The following is a 19,759-nucleotide window of genomic DNA, read 5'->3' as shown; positions in this document are numbered from 1 at the left end:
GTTTACTCATGGATGCTAATTGTTATAGAAGAGGCCTTTCCGCTTCCCGGAGGGAAAAGAGCCTGTTTCGTCTTTCTTCTTCGAGAAACTGCCGAACCCATGGTTCTATTTCCATGGATGCCGAGGGATCGAAAACGGACAAGCTCTCTTCAGAGAGAAAAGGAGGCGTATTCCAATGCTCCCTGAAAAATTCGTCTTCGGAGAACGTTTTAAGCTGTTGTTCAAAGGTGAGAAGCGAACAGGAGCAACACAGCATTTGTTCCTTTTGGGCATTGGCAACCATGATTTTTCCTATTTGCATGGCCGTAAATCCCAGGAAAGCTCCAGCCGTGAAATACCCCGAAGCTGAACTGAGTGCTCCCAGAAGAGCTGATCTGGCCGATGTTCCGAGAAGGGCCCTACAAAGGGCATCCTTATCCTTCTTCCTGTTCAGTGCATAGGAAAACCCAGCTCCCAGAATAGCGGCGGTTATCGAATGCCCAAAAAACGAAGCAGGATCAACGTAGTCGGTAAAGGTTTTCAGAGTAGAGACACAACCGGCCAGGATGTTTTCTATCCCCGCTCCGATTAACAAAGGATTTTGGGTAGAGTACCCCAATACCAATTCTATCCCACCCTCTCCGAATGTATCAAAAGCCGTCCACGCATCCATAGGGACATCCCCGGACATAGCGGAAATTAGATCGCCGGAACCTTCTCCCACAGCTAATAAGCCGATGCCGGCATCCATCATGTTGAGCGATAGATATCCTTTCGGTATTCCGATATCAACCAGCAGGGAACCCAAACCTGATTGTGAAAAACCGGGAATGGGAATCCCTGCCTTGGTGGGGAAATCTGTCAGGAGGATATGCCCCGCTTGTTTGACCGCATGAACTGGGCGCCGGAAAAACTGACCGATGATATCCATAATCAGATCATGGCCATGCACCCATCTATGGCCAAATCCCGAAACGGCATCAGCTACTGCGTTCTTGGCCAAGGAGGGAAACAGCCCATCTACCGTATTTCGCAAGACATCAGCGGGGATGTGCATGTAGGCACATTGAGTTCCGCCAGCTGCCGATTTTATGCAGACTTCCCATAAATCTGATGGAGACATATGATAGGAGGATTATTAATTATCCGACAAATAACGATTTCCCAATTGGCCTCCTCGCTCCTTCCAGTATTCAGTCAAGGCTCCTCTGATCCCCTTGCGCAGGGCATCAATGGCTTTGTTTGACAGAGTTGGTGCATCGTTGTCAAAAATGAAATACCCGGCAATAACGGCCAGCATGGCGCCTCCAGCCATAGCAGCGATGGGCCCCAACATGGATGTTCCAATGAAAAAAGCAGTAACGGTCGTGACAATGCCCGCCCCCCATCCCAAAGCAGCCCCTACGCCGGCCAGGATGATAGCTATTCCCGTCGTTCCGGATGTAAGAGAAATAACCTGCTTCATCAATTTGAGCTTCGCTTTTTTATCAGGAGCCAGCACTGCTTCGGCTAAATAGCAGGCCATTTCCACTCCCTGGGGAACCTCGTTGAATTGCTTGACGCAAGCGCTCTTCACAACAAGACAGACTTCCTGCATATCGCGCCAGTTCAGGTAGTGTTGATCCTGTGGTTTGGAGGAAAGAATCTCCGATGCCTTGGCATTGATGAGCTGTTCCATCCCGACGGTAATTTGATCCAATGTCATAGCTGTTAATGGGGTATTGCTGAATGTTCAGAAGAACGCGATCGAGATATCAGGATTGCCTTGTTGGGTATCTCCATTTGATTGGCAATGTAGTAGGCTATTTCCCGAAGCGCGTCGGTAAGAGGAAGAGATCGCCATGCTGCATACCTGAGCAAGAAAAGCCTGGCTTCATTGCTAAGCTTTCCCAACAGCTCCAGAACATCGCATTGACTGTTCTCCATATGGCAAAACTATGACGCATCAAAAATATCCGTCAAGATATTTTTGATAGAAATAAACCACGCAAAATATCCACGACGCTCAATAGTGTAGCTTCCCTGCAAGTCTTTGAATAGCACTTTATCTCTATGAAAAGCTCCAGAATTGACTTGCTTAGCAAAAAAGATAGTATCGAGAAAATGACTCCAGAACTCCGACCACAACAAGACTTGAAAGCCGACGTAAAACGTTGGCTGAAAGCCCGTGGTTTGGACTACAAATGGTTGGCTGAAAAATGCTTTGTCAGTGAAGTGACAGTTTACAACTGGATGGCCAAAAAAAGGATACCGGAAGTCAAAGAACACATCATTCGTTCTTTGATGGCTGAATTGCCCGTCACCCTGCCGTCCGTCAAGGTAGAGACAGAGTCGCGTGTAATCCTCCAACTCCCTTCAGATGTCCAAGCGGCATTGGAACGCAAAGCACTCGACAGCAAAATGACATTGACCGATTTTCTGGCGACAAAAATCAATGAGATCGTTCACAACGATACCTTGTCCGGATATCCTATCGCTGATATGGCTGAACATAATGAATTTTCGGAAGACGAGAATTAATGCTAATATATTTGATGGAGGACAATTAAAATTGCTGAATCGAACTTCCGCACTTGATTGTATGAACTCTTCAGGCGGCACGAATAAAAAACAACGGAATTTTCGTAGTCTGTGATTCGCAAAATAAAAATTCGGGCAACTTCAGGTGGCATTCATTTGTTCAATCGCGCAACTGGAATAAATGTGTTAATTGATGAGATTTGCTCAGAACCCGAAAATTTTTCATTGGCGCCAAGACAAGTCTCTATCGCATTGACGAATGCTTGTAACCTGAGTTGTGCATACTGCTATGCACCTAAGACGCCAGCTAGTCTTTCCTTCGAAGCTCTAGTGGCTTGGCTCCGAGAACTTGATGAGAATGGTACTGTCGGCGTTGGTTTTGGGGGAGGTGAGCCTACTCTCTATCCCCGACTCGAAGAACTCTGTAAATTTGTGACTACCGAAACGAGCATGGCTGTTACTCTCACAACTAATGCTCATAGACTTAACGAACAACTTTTCCAATCTCTTCAAGGAAATATTAATTTTATCCGAGTGAGTATGGACGGAGTAGGTTCAACCTATGAAGCGAATCGTAAAAGTAGTTTTGATGATTTCATTGAGAATATCAAATTGCTCCGTGATATTGCTCCTCTTGGAATAAACTATGTGGTCAATTCGGATACGATTTCTAATTTAGACAAGGCACTTGAAGTAGCCACAGCATTGGCGGCTCGTGAATTCCTTCTTCTCCCAGAAATGCCTACATTTCGGAGGCCCGGCATGGATGAGCGCACCAGTCGAACTCTGGTCTCTTGGGTTAAGAGTTATAGCGGAGTGGTCCCTCTTGCTGTTAGTGAAAACAACGCTGACGGTTTACCTACGTGTGATCCGTTCTCGTTTGAAAAGGGATTAGCTGCCTTTGTACATATTGATGCTACGGGAATGCTAAAACATTCGTCATATGATAATTTAGGTGTACAAATCGAATCTACTGGAATCATCTCTGCATTAAAAAATCTTGAAAAGAAAACTTACAATACTGAATTATGAAAATCTGGAACGGTTATGGATCTGAACACTCGGCGAATCTTGTAATGATTGGCCACTTCAAAAGTGAGGAAGATGCAAAGGAAACTCAGAGAATCATCGATAAACTTTCTGCCGAATTGGCAGAACAAATTGAAATAGGGAATCCTCGTGATCACTTTGGTAAGGAAGTTCTTGATATGTTGAGGGCTTTAAATTGTTATTATTTAAGTCCTTGGGAGCTCGAGCATTTTCTTTACGATGTCAGTACCTGTGTCAAAGGAGATAGTATTGTTCTTACAACAGATGAAACTGAGGTTTCTGCATTTTTTAAACTCATGATCGAGCACGGAGCTAAAGTTGAAATCTATTCTGCTCATGATTACCCAAAATGTGAAAATGACCAAGACAAGTAAGTTAATTTTTATAGTTAATTCTTGAACGATGTCACAATTAGATTGGGTTAAATTTAACGCACTCGCAGGTAGCCGCCCCCAAAACTTCGAGAACCTCTGCCGGGGGTTAATGCATCTACATTTCGAAAGCGTAGGTGAATTTCGCGCTCTGAAGAATCAACCTGGAGTTGAAATGCACCTGAAGCTTACGTGCTATTCTCCTACGCTGGGTTTACCTCCTCGATGGTGGGGATGGCAATGCAAAGTCTACGCACGAACAAGCGAAGGGAATTTGCTCCCTGCGGGTAGAGAGGGTATTGAAAAATCTTTAAGAAAAACCGAAGAGTATCTACCTGAGCTAACAGACTGGGTTCTATGGACTCCGTATACTCTTAGCAAAAAAGATCAAGAATGGTTCTATGGATTAAAGACAGCCATGGTTTTGCATCTGTGGACAGCAGAAGAGGTAAATACCTATCTGAGCGGCCCAGGAAGCATTCTTCGAAATACATATTTTGGTGACTTAATTGCAACTTTCGAGGAACTAGCTAAACGTCATCAAGAATCTATTCAGCCAATAAAAGAAAGATGGTTTGAACCGGTTCATCAAATAACGGAAACAGAGAGAACACTGCGGTGTATGCTTGGCGAACCAAAAGCGTGGGCGCATCTGTTAGAAGTAGGGGAACGTCTCCAAAATGCAGCTGTAATCATGGCGGAATCTGTCAATTCCGTTGATTCGTTCCCTAAAGAAATCATCACAAAATTTATAGAATCATGCCAATCATTCAGCGAAACGATTTCACAATTTTATAAAGAATTAGTAAATGGGGATATTGAGACAGTAAAACAACAGCTTAAAGATTATCAATTCTTCCTTGATGACGATATAAAATCTACGCCACGTCTTTTACGTAGATTCAATGCGCCAATATCTCTTGATGCAACCAATGCTTTGTACGACATGCGCATGGGTCATAAACTTTTAGATGAAGTCGAAGATTTTCTATCTATTGGGCTTGTCGCAGTATTGGCTGACGCTGGAGGGGGGAAAACTCAACTATCTGCTGCTATCACTACATCTGAGAAAACAAAACCGGCGGGTATATTTCTTCATGGTAGAAATCTTCATCGCGGTCAAAATCTTAATGATTTGGCAAAAACTTATACATTGAACGGCAAACCTATCGAGAGTTTTGAACAACTACTTGCGGCCCTTGACGCTGCTGCAAAGAGATATTGTTGCCGTTTACCCGTTGTTATTGATGGTTTGAATGAAGCCGAAAACCCTAAAGACTGGAGGGCCCCACTTGCTTCTCTCGAACAAACGGTCAAGTCCTACCCCAATGTCCTAGTCATATGCACGCTTCGAACGGGTGAACATAAACGGAAAAGATCAATAGGTGTTAATGATTCTCATGCAAATACAAGAGAATCATTCGCTGTGATGGCCCTTCCCATGGGGATAAGACGAATTGAAAGCGAAGGTTTTGGGGCTGATACAGAGGAAGCAATTGCAAAGTATTTTTCTCATTTCAACATTGATGCAGATGATGCCGAGATTCCTATGGAATTCCTCGAACATCCACTTACTCTTCGAATTTTTTGTCAAGTTACCAACCCCAGCCGACAATCCATAGTTCACGTCCATTACTTTCCAGCATCACTTACTTCCCTATTTGAAAAATACCTTGAAAGTTCAGCACAACGTATAGCTGAACTACCCAATCTCAGTTATTCTTATAGTGAAGATGATGTTCTAAAAGTCCTCCACTACTTTGGCCAGATGCTCTGGGAACAAGGTGCTCGCGAAATTAAAGAAGAAGATCTCATAAACGCTGCAGGATATTCTAGGAAACCTTGGCAAAGTAGTATAATCAATTTGCTAGTTCAAGAGGGTCTCATTTTTCGAAATCCGGGAGAGACCCCTTATGATTACGTGATAACACCGGCTTATGATGCACTCGGTGGTTTCATGATTGCTCGCTCGCTCCTCCAAACTAATGTAAGGGATAGGTCATTCAACTGGTTTAGACTTTCTAAAACCATCGACTTATTCGTACATGAAGACCAAAGTCATCCGTTGGCGTTGGATATCTTTAGAGCACTTGTGTCATTAACTCCCGTAAGGACGCGACAACAATTATGGAGAGTCGCCCCCGAAAATTTGAGAAATGCCGCACTTTTGTTTGCCATTGAACTTGATCCACAATACTTGGATAGCGAGACGGTGGAAGCTCTTCGTTTGTTCTTTGCAGAAAATCCTGAGAAACGATTCCGGTTTTTTTCACGAATATTTTCAACTCGTGCCGTGGTTGAACATCCATTGAATTCAGAATTTTTAGACAAAATTCTTCGATCAATAACATCAGTGGGAGAGCGTGACCTATCATGGTCTGAATGGATACGCCAGTCTCGTGAAAAAAGGCTAGCTGATGTTATAGCCTTGGAAAAAAAATGGGAATTGCATGTAGACAGAAAAGAATCTGATCGGTTGAAGTTAAAATGGCTTATGTGGCATTTGACAAGCACAGATAGAGAATTGCGAGACATAGTAACTCGTGCTCTATATTGGTTTGGACGAAAGGCTCCTTCAGTTCTTTTTGATGAGACAATAAAATCATTGGACATCAACGATCCATACATTCCTGAGCGTATGCTGGCAGCTAGTTATGGAGTTGCGATGGCTCATCAAGGGAATTTCGAGTATGCATCGTTTACGTCACATGAACTATCAAGGTTTGCAAGAGAAGTGTACAATTCCATTTTCTCTGAAGGAGCACCTTATAAAACAACGCATATTTTACTTCGCGAGTATGCAATGCGAATCGTAGAGCTTACCAATTTTTATGATTCTACCTTTTTTTCAGATGAAGAGATGACGAGGGCTACTCCTCCATTTCAAATGGCGGATTTCGATCAATGGGGGATGAAGGATGATCCTGTTTATCCTGCATCCTCTCCGTTCCGAATGGATTTTGAGAATTATACGATAGGACGCTTAGTCCCCAACCGCAGCAATTACGATTACGAACATGCAGGGTATAAAGCTACTAAGGCTCGTATTTTGTGGAGAATTGAGCAACTCGGATGGTTTTCTGGTAATTTTGATCAAATCGATCGCCAAATTGTGGAAGATCAAAATTGGGGTCGGACCGATCTCGAACCCAAAAAAATCGATCGGTATGGTAAGAAATATTCTTGGATTGCTTACTTCGAAATATCAGGGTTACTACATGATCTGAAACTGATTGATCGAACTCATGATCGAGAGAGGATTGCTGATGTCGATATTGATCCGAGTTTCCCGACGCAAGTTCAAAAAGCTATTTTTTTTGATGGTAATCTCTTAGGTTCAGCTGACTTGAAAGTCGTCGACTGGATTTCAACTGAAGCTCAGATTGACATGTCTCCCTATCTCAGAGCGGATAAAATAGGAGAGAATGACGGTCCTTGGGTCACTTTAGATGGTTATATCGGTCAAACAGATAAAAGACTTGGGCGTAGGTCGTTTTGTTTTGTGAGGAGTTTCATTGTGAAAAACATAATCGCAGAAGAATTTTTAAAGTATTTGTCTCATCAGGATATTGGTGGACGATGGGTCCCAGAAAAACCATCTGTTTATTATACTTTTGCAGGAGAAATACCATGGTGTACGACATATTCAGAATCGGGGGAAATAAATTTCTCATTTGTGAAAAACGAGAAAATCGTGAAAGTTGAAAAGACACATGATGAACTATATCTTGATGACCGAAAACTGAATATCTCTAAATTCGATTTAATTAGCCGAAAAATATTTGGGACAAGTCTAGAAAATAGAGACGTAAATGTTCTGTCAGAAGCAGATATCGAAAGGATAGAAGTACGGCAAGTCCCATTCGAGGCTGATGAGTTGCAACAAGAATTCGCGGAATATGAAGCAATAATGCCTGGTTGTGACTTTGAGTGGGAACGTTACCATTCTGTAACGAATGATTCCGGTCATGCCGTTATCCTTACAAAAGAAATTGCAGATGATCTTAATTTAATTAATCGAGCCCAAGAATTCGATTTATTTACGAAAGAAGGCACTAGAGCTACTTTAAATATTTCAGACCATAGTGGGGATTTCTACAATCAACAATCATTTTTCTTTCTTAGAGAAGATCTCCTACAATTGTACTTAAAGAAAAATGATTCAACTCTAATTTGGATAATCTGGGGAGAACGACAGTATTCTTCAAGGCGGGATGATATTGTATTTTGTGATAAAAATTACCCAGATAATATGCACGGAGATATAAAAATTGTTATGGTGTATCCTTTAAAATAAATCTGCAAAATGTTTGTGATAAATAAGGAGATGAAAATTGGGAGCTAAAATTTCCCTTGAAATCCCCCTCTATTTTTTATAAATATTGATGACCATTTTTTAGTAAAAGCTTGGGATATCAGATTACTCTAGCTTTGTTTCCTCTCCTTCTTGTCAAAGTAACCTCAAAAATAGAAAGATCCAACATCATGATGGAAATTTATAAATTAATGAGCATTTTTGCTTTGGAAGTTATGGGTGCTGGTGCAGAGCTTCTGCAAGGATAGGTTTGGGTTGGAGTAATCTACCCTTTTGGGGGTCTCCCGGAGAAGCTCTCAAGGTTCGATTCCTTGGCCTTGCATCCAACGTATATTAGCTAAAAAAGAGGGAGTCGATTCGACTCTCTCTTGAACTCCCTCCTCAGACAACATGTCGTCTTGGAAGGCATATCTCATCGTCGGGCGATGAGATTGTAAATGGCCTGTAGCAGTTGGGCGAGGATCATGGAATCAGCGAGGTGGATGTTGAGACCAGGGATCTTCCTCTTCTTCTTCGTAAAAGGAAGGAGGACGAGGGCCGCTCCTCTGCTTGTTCCGGATGAACTCGCCGACTTTGTCGGAGGCGTAGCCCAGCAGGAGGCGGGTGAGCTCGAACAGGATGATTTTGATCATGGGCATGGTGGTTGTGGTTTGGTGACGGCGTCGATGAGGATTTGCTCCAAAGCCTGGACAATGGCCTCGGCGCCTTTTTTGTACACGACGACGGCGAGCAGTTTTCCATTGTGATGGAGTACCGCCCAGTAGCGTGTGTCCTTATATTTTACGATGTGGTACATGGTTCCGGTGTCTGGATGAATGTCTCTTCAAAGAATGCAGAACCACAGAAGCAGCCCTGCCACCATCAAGCCGAAGGCCAGCACGATTCCCCATTTGAGGAGCGCGAACAGCCAGGGGAACAGGAACCAGCCTGCAACGGTCACGAGGAGGATTGTCAACATACGGAGGAGGGGTTATGGTGAACTTCCTGTTCGATGACTATCCGGGAACCGTTTGATTCCGGAGTATTCCTGCCAACCAGCCGGATGTTGCCCAAATAGGCGGCCCATTCCAGCAGGGCTATTCGACCGTCCCAGGTGGGATGCCAGGTGCGGGGGAAGACGAAGGGATCGTCTTCCCCCGTTTGGCGGATGAGCAGCCCCCTGCGCTCCAGCAAGCGAATGATTTGCCTGACTCTCCCCCGTTCTTCTGAGTGGAAGGAGCCAATCAATTCATCGCTCGTTTGCCCGGATACGGATTGCGCGAGGATCAGGACTGCGGCTTGCGTTCCCGTCAATGAGTAGGATGGATTCATGAGATGTTTCCTTTCCTGTTTTTTAACTACGCTCAGGCGATCAGTCCGCAGACGGAATCGCACAGGCCGTGCAGGGCCTGGCTCCGCTTGGCGACCACATGCGGGTTGACGGCCTTGAACTGCTCCGTGAAGGCGTTGAACAGGCTCCAGACGGTACGGGATCGGAATTCTTCATGAAGGGGCTCCCGCCAGTACCGGATGACTTCCGGTAGGACGGTCGGCGTGATAGCCCGACAGTCGACCGCACGAATCAGAAGATCATGCGCCGCCTTGTCGGTCAGCCTCTGCTTTTTGTAGGCAGCAATCCGTTCGTCTTCGCGATGGAATTGCTCTCCCAACCTGCCGACAGCCCGGGAGGTCATGAAGCGCAGATCCCGTACGGCGAATCTCGTATGCTTCCGGGAGAGTTTCACTTCTCCGTTGAAGGCAAGGTTGTCGCAAACGAACACACGCGTTCCCATGACCAGAGAGGCCGGGAAAGTCTTATCGTGGGAGTTGCGGATGCCGACGATCCACGAGTAGTCGCCGGGGCCGTCGTCTGGACGCAGGATTTGGAGAACTCCGAAATACCGTTTCCCTTCATGGCTGAGGGCGTGGGTGGTTTCCCCAATCCCGAAGCCGTGGGCGGTGAGCTGGGATTCCACTTCCTTCAGCAGGAAGTCATGCGGAAGCGGGAACCATGATTCCGTGCAGGACGGGGTTTCCACATGAGACAGCGTTCCCCTGTCGACGGCTTCAGCCCCGCAATGGAGGAGAAGCCCCTTACGGAATACGGTCGGAGGAACTACCGGAGCCGCTGCCGGTTCCGGCATGACGTTTCTCCGTTGGAGGTGAACTGCCTGTCTGGTATCTTCCAAAGGCAGGATATGCCGGACTGACGCCGGAGGATGAGGCAATGCGATGATAGGATGCATATTGATGATGAATGTGGGTTGAAACGAAAACACCCGCTTCCCAGCGAAGGGGAAACGGGCGTTGAGGAATGAAGGCAGAAGCTAAATGCCTGTCTTCAAGTCTATATAACGGGCAGCCAGCAAGAATTGCTGCCTACCGCCAACCGTATGAGTGAATAGAAGGATGTCGGGACTGTTCACCTGAACTTGTGCGGTACTTGTATTGAGCTTGTTCGGAACTTACTTGGTACGGAATTGCTTCCACCCCTTTCTCTCAAAGGAACGTTTCAAAATCTTAAAATGATTGCGTAAATATACTGTTTGTGTGTATTTGCACAATCAAATCACGAAATGGAAAGATTAACCGTCAGATCCAGGATACAGGCCGATCCAACAACTCTTTTCAAAGAACCACTCCTTAACGAAATGAACAATTTGTTGACAAATTGAATTTATTGATTACATTTTGTTCATATTCATGATTGTCATCAAATCACGTCAGGAGGAACAAGCTTCCCGGAAAACGTATTCCTCCCGTACTACTTTATACAATGAGGAAGACCGCGACAGGCTGGTTCGCATCATGCCGGGTGTTTTTGTGGAAGCGGACGCTTCCATGAGCGACATCAACGTCATGCAATGGCTCACTCTGCGACAGCCGCACTCCATCATGAACCTCATTTCCGCCTTATCCTTTCATCAGGCGACTACTCAAATCCCTCAATATCTTTCTGTCGCATTGCCCAGAGGCGTCAGATTGCCCAAGGTATTGGTCATGCCTGTCAAGGCGTGGTTTGTCACGCCGTCTCTGCTTCTTGACGGGTATGAGGCTCATCAGGGGGACTATGGAGCGTTCAACGTGACTACCCTGGAACGCACCTTGGTTGATTGTTTCAAGTACCGCAATAAAATCGGATTGGATATCTTCATTGAAGCCCTCGAATTGACAAGAGGGAAATGGAATGCCTGGAAATTGCAGAAAGAAGCAGACAGACTGCGCGTCCTGTCTGCCATCACCCCCTATCTGAAAATGGCTCAATGAACAATCCTTCCGTTTACCTCAAAAACCTCTCTAAAGCATCTGGCACGCCTTATTCCCTTCTGTGCCGTCACTATGCGATGGAACGCTTTCTTCACCGCCTGGGCTTGTCGCGCCATTCCCATTCCTTTTATCTCAAGGGAGGAATGCTCCTCATGGGCTGGGGATCATCCTCGGCCAGGCCGACCTTGGACATCGACCTGCTTGGCCATATCGCCAACACTCCCAATACGATCATCAAAGTTTTTCGGGAGATCCTGCGGACACAGCCTCAAGTCCAGGACGGAGTTAGCTTTTTGACGGATATCGAAGTGCGGGAAATTACCAAGGAAGCCTTATACACGGGGCTTAGAGTCCAATTTACCGCCCAGGTTCAAAGTGAAAAGATCCCCATGAAAGTGGATATAGGCTTTGGCGATGACCTGTATCCCGAAGCCATGGAATTGCAGTACCCGGCCCTGGTTCCGGAAATGCCACCCGCAACGGTCAGATGTTACTCCAAAGAATCTCTGATTGCGGAAAAATGGCAGGCTATGGTGCAGCTGGGGAGCTTCAACTCTCGCATGAAAGATTTCTATGATCTTTGGATGCTCTCCCGGGAGCATACTTTTCATTTGTCGGTCTTGAAAGAGGCCATCCGCAGAACTTTCTCTCATCGGAGTACGGATTGGAATGCCTACCTGAATTTGAAGGATGATACATATTGCCGTCTCCAACAACCGGAATGGGCCGCCTTTGTCCGGAAGATGAAAGCGGCGGCGTTCCAAAGAAAATTGAACATAGAGCTTCCATCCATACAATTTGCCGACGTATTGGAAACGATTCTGGACTGGCTGGAACCCGTCATGATGACAGATGCGGAAGCCCGCTGGATACCGGGAAAACACTGGGAGAGAAGATAACAGCCCTTTGCTTTTGTTTCTTATAAAACTATAAATATTATTAATGATGGATTGGGGAAACATATTGGAAAACAGCTTGCCTACGAGTCTGATGACATCTGTTCTCGTAGGATTAATAGCATGGTATGGCGGGATTTGGAGAAACAGGATACGAGATCGGGAACACCTGGAAGGACTGACCAAACTGCAAGAACAAATCACTCAATTAAATCACACACTAACCACAGAGAGAGATGCAAGAGCAGACTTGCTCAAAAGAGGCACATTAATTTTCCAAGCCCAATTTGAAAAAGAATTTGAAATCTACGTTTCCCTTTCCAATCTAATGGGAGCACTTTACTCCAGCGTCGTTGCATTGGCTCAGGAAAGATTACATAACATTGATGCCCCACAAGAAAGATATACTACCTTCCCGACAATTGCTCATGAATCAGTGAAACCACTGATTCAAATGGTAAATACCGACTGTTCAGAAAGAGTCAAAAAGGCATTTGATAATTTTTCAGAGCTTTTGGAATCATGTATTCCATTCGTGGATAATGAAATATTCATTAAAGTAGATGAATTTAGAAAAGATATAATCCGCTATGTTTTCAGTGTATATAAATCGTTCAGAAAAGTTCAAAAACATGTAAACAAATGTATACCCATTGAGATAGAAATACATAAAATGGATCACCCAAACTGGACCGGTGACTACATTGAACAAGATGAATTGGTTGAAGTCAACATGAATGCCTCCAATTTGGAATACATGATGGCGAGGCTAAAAGAAGTACGGCAGGAAGCCTTGGATTTGATTAGTAATCGAATCAAATCATTGAATGTCATCAAAAATGATTAGCGATATAAAAGAAGAAACGTACGGAATATTGATAAAAGTACGGAATATTGATGTATGCGAATGATTAATCTTTTTTGATTATAGTTTAAGACTGCTTTCGAAGGTTCAATGCATAAACTTCCATTCAATAATTCAGTAGTGAGAACGCAGTAGATAAAATAAAGCTCTTTACCAGCCCCTCTATAGAAAGGACTGGTAAAGGAAGCATAAGCAGATGTTCGATTGACTATTATAAAGGGGAAAGTTACAAAAGATTCTAAAAATGGCTAAGAAGAAGTACCCCAGTTTGAAATCAACGAGCGGAGCAGGGTTTTCCTTTGAAGATAAGGTTGCTGCTTTGCTTCTTGCCGAAATGTTTTCAGGCATACCTTCTCTTGGGGCATCGTTCCAAGCAATTCAAAAACTCGAAAGGCAAGCGATTGATTGGGAACCATTCGGAGATCTTTTATTAGATATTCCCACGTGTAAAGGAACCGTTATCCATTGTGCAGTTTCAGTTAAAAGCAACCGCACTCTGAATAGCAACGGGTGTGATCCAGAGGTCTGCAAAGGAATGTGGAAAACCATGAAGAACACGGTCTTCAATGCAGAATCAGATTTACTATTATTGGCTTCTGCACCATTGCCTCTTGCTGTAAAAGATCACGTTAACAGTTTATGTCAACAAGCCAAGGGCTTGGACTCAAACAGACTCGATCAAAAAATCGTTCATGGTGATGTTCGTAAAATCTACGAGTCATTTCGTAATACTAACGATACGACGATAAATGGCCTTCCTGGCAATCTTTTGTCCAAACTGATTCATCGAGAATTCGATTTTGAGGAATCAGTCTCTCGCAGCGAAAAAGAAGCATTTGGCCTATGCTGTGATCTACTTCAGAGTAGAGGTAAGGCCAGCGAATTGTGGGAACGGTTATGTAAGCTTGCCCAGGATTTACGAGTTTCTGGCGGCTCGATGGATCGAGCCGGTTTGTCCGCTGAGCTTCGAGAACAATTTGATCTGAAAGATGATCCCTCCGATACGCAAGCCTGGGAAAAGATTCACATTTTTTCCCAAGATGCTATGGTAGAGATTAATGACTCTTTACCAGGAGGTATTCAGCTGCCTAGAAAGGATGTAACTGAAGCACTACGAAAAGCTCTTAGTAATTCTCCGTCATGCCATCTTTTAGGAAATTCAGGTTCAGGGAAAAGTGCAATAGTCAAAAAATATGCTGCTGAACTTGAATCAACAGGTGGCGAGATTGTTTGGATAAAAGCAGAACGATGGGATTCTATCAATTCAGATTTATCCCATCTTCTTGATGTCCTTGTTCGCTGTAGAAAATCATCTGCACTTTTGGTTGTCGATGCACTTGAATGCTTGAAATCTCAAATGTTCAATAGTTTAGCAAAAATGGTTGCAACTCTTGAACGAATTGAAAATTCGCCATGGACGATAATTTTTGTATGCCAAGCATTAGATTGGAACCGGGTATCGTCACACTTTCTTAGTTATTTAGGCGGAAGTTCAATACTTAGGAATCGGGTGAAATGCGAATTGCTTGCTAAAGAAGATCTAGAGCTTATCTGCAATTCTTCGCCAACTGTAAAAAGGCTTTTCCAAGATCTAAAATTGCGGAAATTATTATCTACACCCAAGATGCTTGATGTGCTCTTATCAGGGCAGATTATAGAAGGGCTACCAATTGCGGGAGAGCCGGATTTGGTGGATTGGTGGTGGGCTCAACAAGTACGAGGAGCAAACAATATTTCTTCTCAAGAACGTGTGGCTCGGGATCTCGCCTATCATATGGCAAATGAGCTTTGTACGGAACTTCCTCTCGACTATGTTGCTGGAGCAGAAACAGCAGCTGATATATTAATTCGCAATCGTGTTTTGCAACGTACTCAAGATGGACTGTTACGTTTTGAACATGACCTTTTGGCAGATTGGTCTCGCGTTATATTCCTTAAAGGCCTAGGGCAAGATAAGCTTAAATTTCTTAAGGAGCACTTTGAAAATCCTCCTTGGCAACGCGCGGTTCGTATTTTATCACAACACTATTTAGATAGAGTTTCTGATCTATCTAAATGGCGTAATTTTATAAAAATATCTGGAGCAATTGAACAAGAAAGTGACAAACTAGACGCTGAAACTCTTCAAATTATTGATGTGTGGCTTGAAGGTATTATTTTCTCTTTGGAGCCGCGACAAATTTTAATGGAATTGTCTGATGACCTTTTCGCCAATGATGGCTGGCTATTACGGCGCATGATACGAAGATTAATGATTGTGGGAACAATTCCCGACCCTGTGTTTCAAAAGCGTATTGCCGAGGTGGATACAAAATTAGCAGAACAAATCATTAATCGTTACCGATTACCATGGTGGCCTGTTTGGTCGCCAACCATAGATTTTTTGGTTTCGTTCCCAGACCAAGTTACAGATATGCTCCCTGTTGAACTCGGAGAAATTGCCGAAATGTGGGCTCGTTTCGAGGATTATATTAAACTCGAATGGCCAGAACTAGCCGGAATTGTCATGTTGAATGCCGAGAAAGAACTGCGTCGCGAGGCCTCTGGTGAATTTCGCCATGATAAAGGTTCTGCCTATATAGGAAGAGGAAGCCAGGGAAGAAAGACTATTTATGCAGGTTCATTATTAGCTGCTAATCAGCAGCCTGACAGGGCAATAAAATTACTCTCAAAAGCTGCTGGAATTATTCCTTGGGAAGACGGAGATACAGAACCTGATACCCAATTATCATGGTTGGGAGAGTGGGAAGAACCAAAGAGTATATTTAGTCGCCGATCCGGTGTAGAACATCCCCCTACGTCCTGGCCAGATGGTCCAATTCGCAAGACAAGTTCGGATTTTTTTAATGCCTGGTTTGACTCTAATGCATCCATTCGTCTTTTCCGTCTTTTCCCAGATGCAGCAAACAAAGCTACCCTAGGTTTTCTACTGGATTGGCCTAAACGTACACTTTCTCCAAGAGAATATCATGGTATTGATAAGGATCACTATGGATTTTCCTTTTTGGAGGATCATGATATGTATCCTCCCTTTTATACAAAGGGGCCTTTTCTCCATTATTTGCGCATTGAGTGGGAACACGCGATGGACCTTATTGTAAAACTCATCAATTTTGCAACAGATCGATACTATGATTGGTGGTACAGTAATGGCCCCGAATCTTTGACATTCCCAACGGAATATGGAGAAGTATCATGGTTTGGGAATCAGCAAGTTTATGGATGGTCACGATTTCACATGAATACTGTTGAAGTAGTTGGCTGCGCGCTGATGGCTTTTGAGAAATGGCTGGAAGAACAGATTGATAAGAAAGAATCAATTGCAAAACCAATTCAATTTCTGTACGAACAAGGACGCTCATTAGCATTTGCTGGCGTGTTAATAGCGTTGGGGAAACGTCATCCCGAATTATTTCTCGTTGAACTTAAACCTCTGCTTTTTGTACGTGAGCTATACATGCTCGATAGCCATACTGTTATGGAAAATTTGGGAACAAGTTTCTGGTTTCATGATGGCGAGGTTATCAACAATCTTCGTCGTGAATGGGAATCTATGGATGGACGTCAAACTCATTTACACGAACTTGCGTATAAATGGATGGTAGAGAGCGAAGATTTTCGACGAACTTTCAACGAAGTTGCTTCAACCTGGCGCGCTCAAACAGATGAACTTCCTGATAATTCTGAAGAACGCCTCTCATTGTTGCGCTGGGCCGCAAGATTTGATTGGTCAAACTGGAAGAAGTTCACATTGGATGACGGAAGAGTGGGCTGGCAATGCGAACTGCCGGACGATTTACGTGATATAGAAGGAGAGAATGAATTCCAACAAAGACAGGCTCTTATGTCTATCCCTTACCAATGTAGGGAATGGTTAGAAAAAAGAACAATCCTCAGTCACAATCAATTGAATGAAATATGGGAACAGCTTCACCATTGGACTGGTATTGAAAGAGCATCAGAGCAGATGGGAAATGAGAAAAAAACTATTCTCCAAGACCATCGTCATGCCCGTGCAGCCCTACTTGCTGTATTACTTTCTATCGGAAACGATTGGTTGAATAACGATGCTTCGCGTCGCCCTTGGATAGAGGAAGAAGTGAAAAAATTGTTAAGCAATCCACCTGAGTTTTTTTACTGTACATTTCGTGATATTCATGTCGATGGTGAGGAATTCCTTGCACGTTGTGTCGTCCAGTGCTGGATTCATTCTCCAAGTGATCAAAATTGGAGATCTCATGTCGCTTATTTCGCTACTGCTGATAGGTATCGAACCATCAAAGTTTTGTTCGAGGATGCTTTTAAAGAACGCTCTAGACTTGGCGATGCTTACCGTGATCTTGAAGGTTTCATTCTTGCTTTTTCTGTGGTTAGGAGGAGAGCAAATCTTGAAGGATTTAAACCTCAGCCTGAACTAATTCACAAATGGTCTAAAAAATGGATATCAAAATTCAAACGAGGTTGTGGTCCAAAATGGACCGACCATTGGGAGAGTATTGAGGTTAAAGAAGTATTTCCTCCATCTGATGATTCAAATCAATCATACATAATCTCTAAAAAACTTAGACGACGGAATTTTGGTCTCGATGTTGAAATCCTGCTTGCCGCTTTTGGAGGGCTCCCTCCATTAACGGAGGCCAAAGACAGCTCAGAACGTAAGCATTGGATGACGATTTTTAGAGAAATGCTTTCCGTTTATCTTAGAACATTACCTTCGGAAGAAGGAAATGACCAGGAATGGGAATATGAAAATTGGGAAGTTGACCGCAAGATTCTTGGGATCATCGCAAGTCGTCTTTTTCAATGTACATCGATAGAACAACGACGTTTATGGGAGCCTATCCTTAGTCTTCCTCCTGCAGCTCATCATCATATCAGCCAATTTTTGGGCGACGTGCTCATGGAAACAATTAGAGTTGAACCAGCAAAAATCTCTGAATTAATTCCAATATGGCGAGCGATGGTTGAATTCCTTTTTGATTCACCTCTGTGGACAGGTACATCAAATCGATATGGACATAAAGTATGGAAATGCCTTTTTTTCTATGATGGTTGGAATCGCTCTGTTCGAGATGAAGATCATGCACCCCTTGTCGCTGCACTTCATGATCTTTTTGCCCGCCATGCTAGTACATTAGGACATGATGCATACGGCCAATCTGATTTTGCTGCGTTTGTGATAAGCGATGCAGGAAAGCAACTTTTGGTTGATGTTTTTGAATGGTTGGAGCCTAATTGGCAGAATGCAGGTTCATATTTTTGGAAAACTGTAGCTACTCAAGGTCATTTTAAAAATATGTTGCAGCTAGCATGGCAGAATCATTTCAATGATATTCGTCAAAGACCAAAGGCTTTGAAGGCCTTTAAAATATTGACTATGAATCTTGCTGCTCAACAAGACTCGATAGCGATTGAAATTCAAAAACAAATAGCCGATGGTAACTATACACCTTAACCCCTCTATCCCACTCCTCTGCCGTCCTTCTGTAGTCCATTTTCTCTGTTTCCTTTCTCCATTAGTAATCATGCCACTCCTCCATACACTCTCCCCAATCTCAAACTATTCATTGTGGGAACAGGATAAAGATCCAGATAATTTTTATGAAGATGATCTTTTAGAAGTTCTTAGAGATTCTCAATATACTGCTTACGTTCATAGGGGAAAAACGGGAGAAATGAAGGATCTTTTTTACCGGAATCGTCGGATATCATAGGGATGGGAACTCCCGTTCCATCAGGAAATACGGAGCAGGCACACAATGAATCGTCCTGACAGATACCTTGATATCCTCGTGATAGTTTTCGGTAAGAATCCGGCCATGGCGCACGTTCGTTTCCTCCATAGCAGCAGTGAGTGCCCGTACTTCACGAGCTTTTGTCGTTTCATCTTCCAATAACTCGCAAGCCTGTACCAGCATCTTTCCTCCATCGGGCGGGATAGCCAGTAAATTCACCTCATACCCTTGCCTTGTTTTGTAATAATAAGTCGATTCTTCTTCCCTCCGCAGACGCCCTACGAAAAGTTACCATTGAGGAAATATCTGGATCTCGTCAAAAAAGAAATACACCTTCTCCCTGTGTCTCTTCTCAGGATACATCCCGTAATAGTCCTCATGAATCCCGCCCAAGCCTTCCACAGTGCCAAGGGGGAGAGCCTATCGTCGGCAAAATTGATCCAAATCATGTTTTCTCGGCTTACTCTGCTCTCCACCTGCTGCTGCATGATACCTTCCATGAATGTGGACTTACCCCCACGCAAATACTTGCTTTTCGGGGAAGTGTTTCGTTAACCCAATCCCGGGGACTTCCTGGCTCAAGACATAAGTCGCCTCCTTTTTGTACGAGATAGAAACAGATTTCATGGGAATCATGATTCCAGTAATCTATTTCTCTACAATTTTCATTTCACGATAGGGGTCAAGGACGTAGCAGATAAAATAAAGCCCTTACTTGCCCCCTTCCATGGAGGAGGACAAGTAAGAGGGACACAAGCAGATGTTCACCGTATTCCAAACAC

The 19,759-nt window shown here is 43.9% G+C and carries 15 protein-coding genes; 8 read left to right on the top strand and 7 right to left on the bottom strand.

The window, feature by feature from the left end; genetic code table 11:
* Positions 1 to 22 precede the first annotated feature (22 nt).
* Together OQH67_RS03740 and OQH67_RS03735 are read right to left on the bottom strand one after the other, a co-directional pair.
* Positions 23 to 1,102, bottom strand: coding sequence for a hypothetical protein (locus OQH67_RS03740; protein ID WP_215434503.1), 1,080 nt, complete (start codon positions 1,100 to 1,102; stop codon positions 23 to 25).
* Positions 1,103 to 1,117: 15 nt separating this feature from the next.
* Positions 1,118 to 1,684 carry a hypothetical protein gene (locus OQH67_RS03735; protein ID WP_215434506.1) on the bottom strand — a complete coding sequence of 189 codons (567 nt, stop codon included), beginning with the start codon at positions 1,682 to 1,684 and terminating at the stop codon, positions 1,118 to 1,120.
* 347 nt (positions 1,685 to 2,031) lie between these two features.
* Between OQH67_RS03735 and OQH67_RS03730 the strand changes: the two genes are divergently transcribed.
* The 4 genes from OQH67_RS03730 to OQH67_RS03715 all read left to right on the top strand — a co-directional run bounded on the left by OQH67_RS03730 (position 2,032) and on the right by OQH67_RS03715 (position 8,217).
* Complete coding sequence (locus OQH67_RS03730) at positions 2,032 to 2,499, top strand: hypothetical protein (protein WP_215434510.1); 468 nt, start codon at positions 2,032 to 2,034, stop codon at positions 2,497 to 2,499.
* Positions 2,500 to 2,610: 111 nt separating this feature from the next.
* Positions 2,611 to 3,531, top strand: a complete 921-nt coding sequence (locus OQH67_RS03725; protein WP_215434513.1) for a radical SAM protein — start codon at positions 2,611 to 2,613, stop codon at positions 3,529 to 3,531.
* Complete coding sequence (locus tag OQH67_RS03720; RefSeq protein WP_215434516.1) at positions 3,528 to 3,923, top strand: DUF6375 family protein; 396 nt, start codon at positions 3,528 to 3,530, stop codon at positions 3,921 to 3,923. The genes OQH67_RS03725 and OQH67_RS03720 overlap by 4 nt, the downstream gene beginning before the upstream one ends.
* Positions 3,924 to 3,951: 28 nt before the next feature.
* Positions 3,952 to 8,217, top strand: a complete 4,266-nt coding sequence (locus OQH67_RS03715; protein WP_215434519.1) for an NACHT domain-containing protein — start codon at positions 3,952 to 3,954, stop codon at positions 8,215 to 8,217.
* Between the two features lie 488 nt (positions 8,218 to 8,705).
* Here the strand turns inward: OQH67_RS03715 and OQH67_RS03710 are convergent, their stop codons facing one another.
* The 5 genes from OQH67_RS03710 to OQH67_RS03690 are packed head-to-tail and all read right to left on the bottom strand — an operon-like array spanning position 8,706 to position 10,358.
* Positions 8,706 to 8,867, bottom strand: a complete 162-nt coding sequence (locus OQH67_RS03710) for a hypothetical protein (protein WP_215434522.1) — start codon at positions 8,865 to 8,867, stop codon at positions 8,706 to 8,708.
* Positions 8,864 to 9,031, bottom strand: a complete 168-nt coding sequence (locus OQH67_RS03705) for a hypothetical protein (RefSeq protein WP_180972382.1) — start codon at positions 9,029 to 9,031, stop codon at positions 8,864 to 8,866. The genes OQH67_RS03710 and OQH67_RS03705 overlap by 4 nt, the downstream gene beginning before the upstream one ends.
* Positions 9,032 to 9,058: 27 nt before the next feature.
* Positions 9,059 to 9,193 (bottom strand): hypothetical protein, encoded by a 135-nt coding sequence (locus tag OQH67_RS03700; protein ID WP_257227009.1) that lies wholly within the window; start codon positions 9,191 to 9,193, stop codon positions 9,059 to 9,061.
* A complete protein-coding gene (locus OQH67_RS03695; protein ID WP_215434525.1) occupies positions 9,187 to 9,546 on the bottom strand; it encodes a hypothetical protein in 360 nt (119 codons plus the stop codon). Before OQH67_RS03695 ends, OQH67_RS03700 begins: the two co-directional genes overlap by 7 nt.
* Positions 9,547 to 9,578: 32 nt before the next feature.
* Positions 9,579 to 10,358 (bottom strand): DUF932 domain-containing protein, encoded by a 780-nt coding sequence (locus OQH67_RS03690; protein WP_215434528.1) that lies wholly within the window; start codon positions 10,356 to 10,358, stop codon positions 9,579 to 9,581.
* 559 nt (positions 10,359 to 10,917) lie between these two features.
* On the opposite strand from OQH67_RS03690, the gene OQH67_RS03685 reads away from it, so the two are divergent.
* The 4 genes from OQH67_RS03685 to OQH67_RS03670 all read left to right on the top strand — a co-directional run bounded on the left by OQH67_RS03685 (position 10,918) and on the right by OQH67_RS03670 (position 18,697).
* Entirely contained in the window at positions 10,918 to 11,481 is a 564-nt protein-coding gene (locus tag OQH67_RS03685) for a type IV toxin-antitoxin system AbiEi family antitoxin domain-containing protein (RefSeq protein WP_215434531.1), read from the top strand.
* A complete protein-coding gene (locus OQH67_RS03680; protein WP_215434535.1) occupies positions 11,478 to 12,380 on the top strand; it encodes a nucleotidyl transferase AbiEii/AbiGii toxin family protein in 903 nt (300 codons plus the stop codon). Before OQH67_RS03685 ends, OQH67_RS03680 begins: the two co-directional genes overlap by 4 nt.
* Positions 12,381 to 12,471: 91 nt before the next feature.
* Entirely contained in the window at positions 12,472 to 13,224 is a 753-nt protein-coding gene (locus OQH67_RS03675) for a hypothetical protein (protein ID WP_215434538.1), read from the top strand.
* Between the two features lie 262 nt (positions 13,225 to 13,486).
* Positions 13,487 to 18,697 carry an NACHT domain-containing protein gene (locus tag OQH67_RS03670; RefSeq protein ID WP_215434541.1) on the top strand — a complete coding sequence of 1,737 codons (5,211 nt, stop codon included), beginning with the start codon at positions 13,487 to 13,489 and terminating at the stop codon, positions 18,695 to 18,697.
* Positions 18,698 to 19,759: the final 1,062 nt, after the last annotated feature.

The organism is Akkermansia biwaensis, assembly GCF_026072915.1.
Lineage (GTDB): Bacteria > Verrucomicrobiota > Verrucomicrobiia > Verrucomicrobiales > Akkermansiaceae > Akkermansia > Akkermansia biwaensis.
Note: the sequence above shows the minus strand (reverse complement) of the source record. Positions and strands in the feature narration are given on the sequence as shown.

Excerpts from the sequence above, each read along its gene's own strand:
- OQH67_RS03690 (WP_215434528.1), bottom strand. The coding sequence starts at position 10,358 with ATGCCGGAACCGGCAGCGGCTCCGGTAGTTCCTCCGACCGTATTCCGT.
- OQH67_RS03730 (WP_215434510.1), top strand. The coding sequence starts at position 2,032 with ATGAAAAGCTCCAGAATTGACTTGCTTAGCAAAAAAGATAGTATCGAG.
- OQH67_RS03695 (WP_215434525.1), bottom strand. The coding sequence starts at position 9,546 with ATGAATCCATCCTACTCATTGACGGGAACGCAAGCCGCAGTCCTGATC.
- OQH67_RS03740 (WP_215434503.1), bottom strand. The coding sequence starts at position 1,102 with ATGTCTCCATCAGATTTATGGGAAGTCTGCATAAAATCGGCAGCTGGC.
- OQH67_RS03715 (WP_215434519.1), top strand. The coding sequence starts at position 3,952 with ATGTCACAATTAGATTGGGTTAAATTTAACGCACTCGCAGGTAGCCGC.
- OQH67_RS03735 (WP_215434506.1), bottom strand. The coding sequence starts at position 1,684 with ATGACATTGGATCAAATTACCGTCGGGATGGAACAGCTCATCAATGCC.
- OQH67_RS03680 (WP_215434535.1), top strand. The coding sequence starts at position 11,478 with ATGAACAATCCTTCCGTTTACCTCAAAAACCTCTCTAAAGCATCTGGC.
- OQH67_RS03705 (WP_180972382.1), bottom strand. The coding sequence starts at position 9,031 with ATGTACCACATCGTAAAATATAAGGACACACGCTACTGGGCGGTACTC.
- OQH67_RS03675 (WP_215434538.1), top strand. The coding sequence starts at position 12,472 with ATGACATCTGTTCTCGTAGGATTAATAGCATGGTATGGCGGGATTTGG.
- OQH67_RS03720 (WP_215434516.1), top strand. The coding sequence starts at position 3,528 with ATGAAAATCTGGAACGGTTATGGATCTGAACACTCGGCGAATCTTGTA.
- OQH67_RS03700 (WP_257227009.1), bottom strand. The coding sequence starts at position 9,193 with ATGTTGACAATCCTCCTCGTGACCGTTGCAGGCTGGTTCCTGTTCCCC.
- OQH67_RS03670 (WP_215434541.1), top strand. The coding sequence starts at position 13,487 with ATGGCTAAGAAGAAGTACCCCAGTTTGAAATCAACGAGCGGAGCAGGG.
- OQH67_RS03710 (WP_215434522.1), bottom strand. The coding sequence starts at position 8,867 with ATGATCAAAATCATCCTGTTCGAGCTCACCCGCCTCCTGCTGGGCTAC.
- OQH67_RS03685 (WP_215434531.1), top strand. The coding sequence starts at position 10,918 with ATGATTGTCATCAAATCACGTCAGGAGGAACAAGCTTCCCGGAAAACG.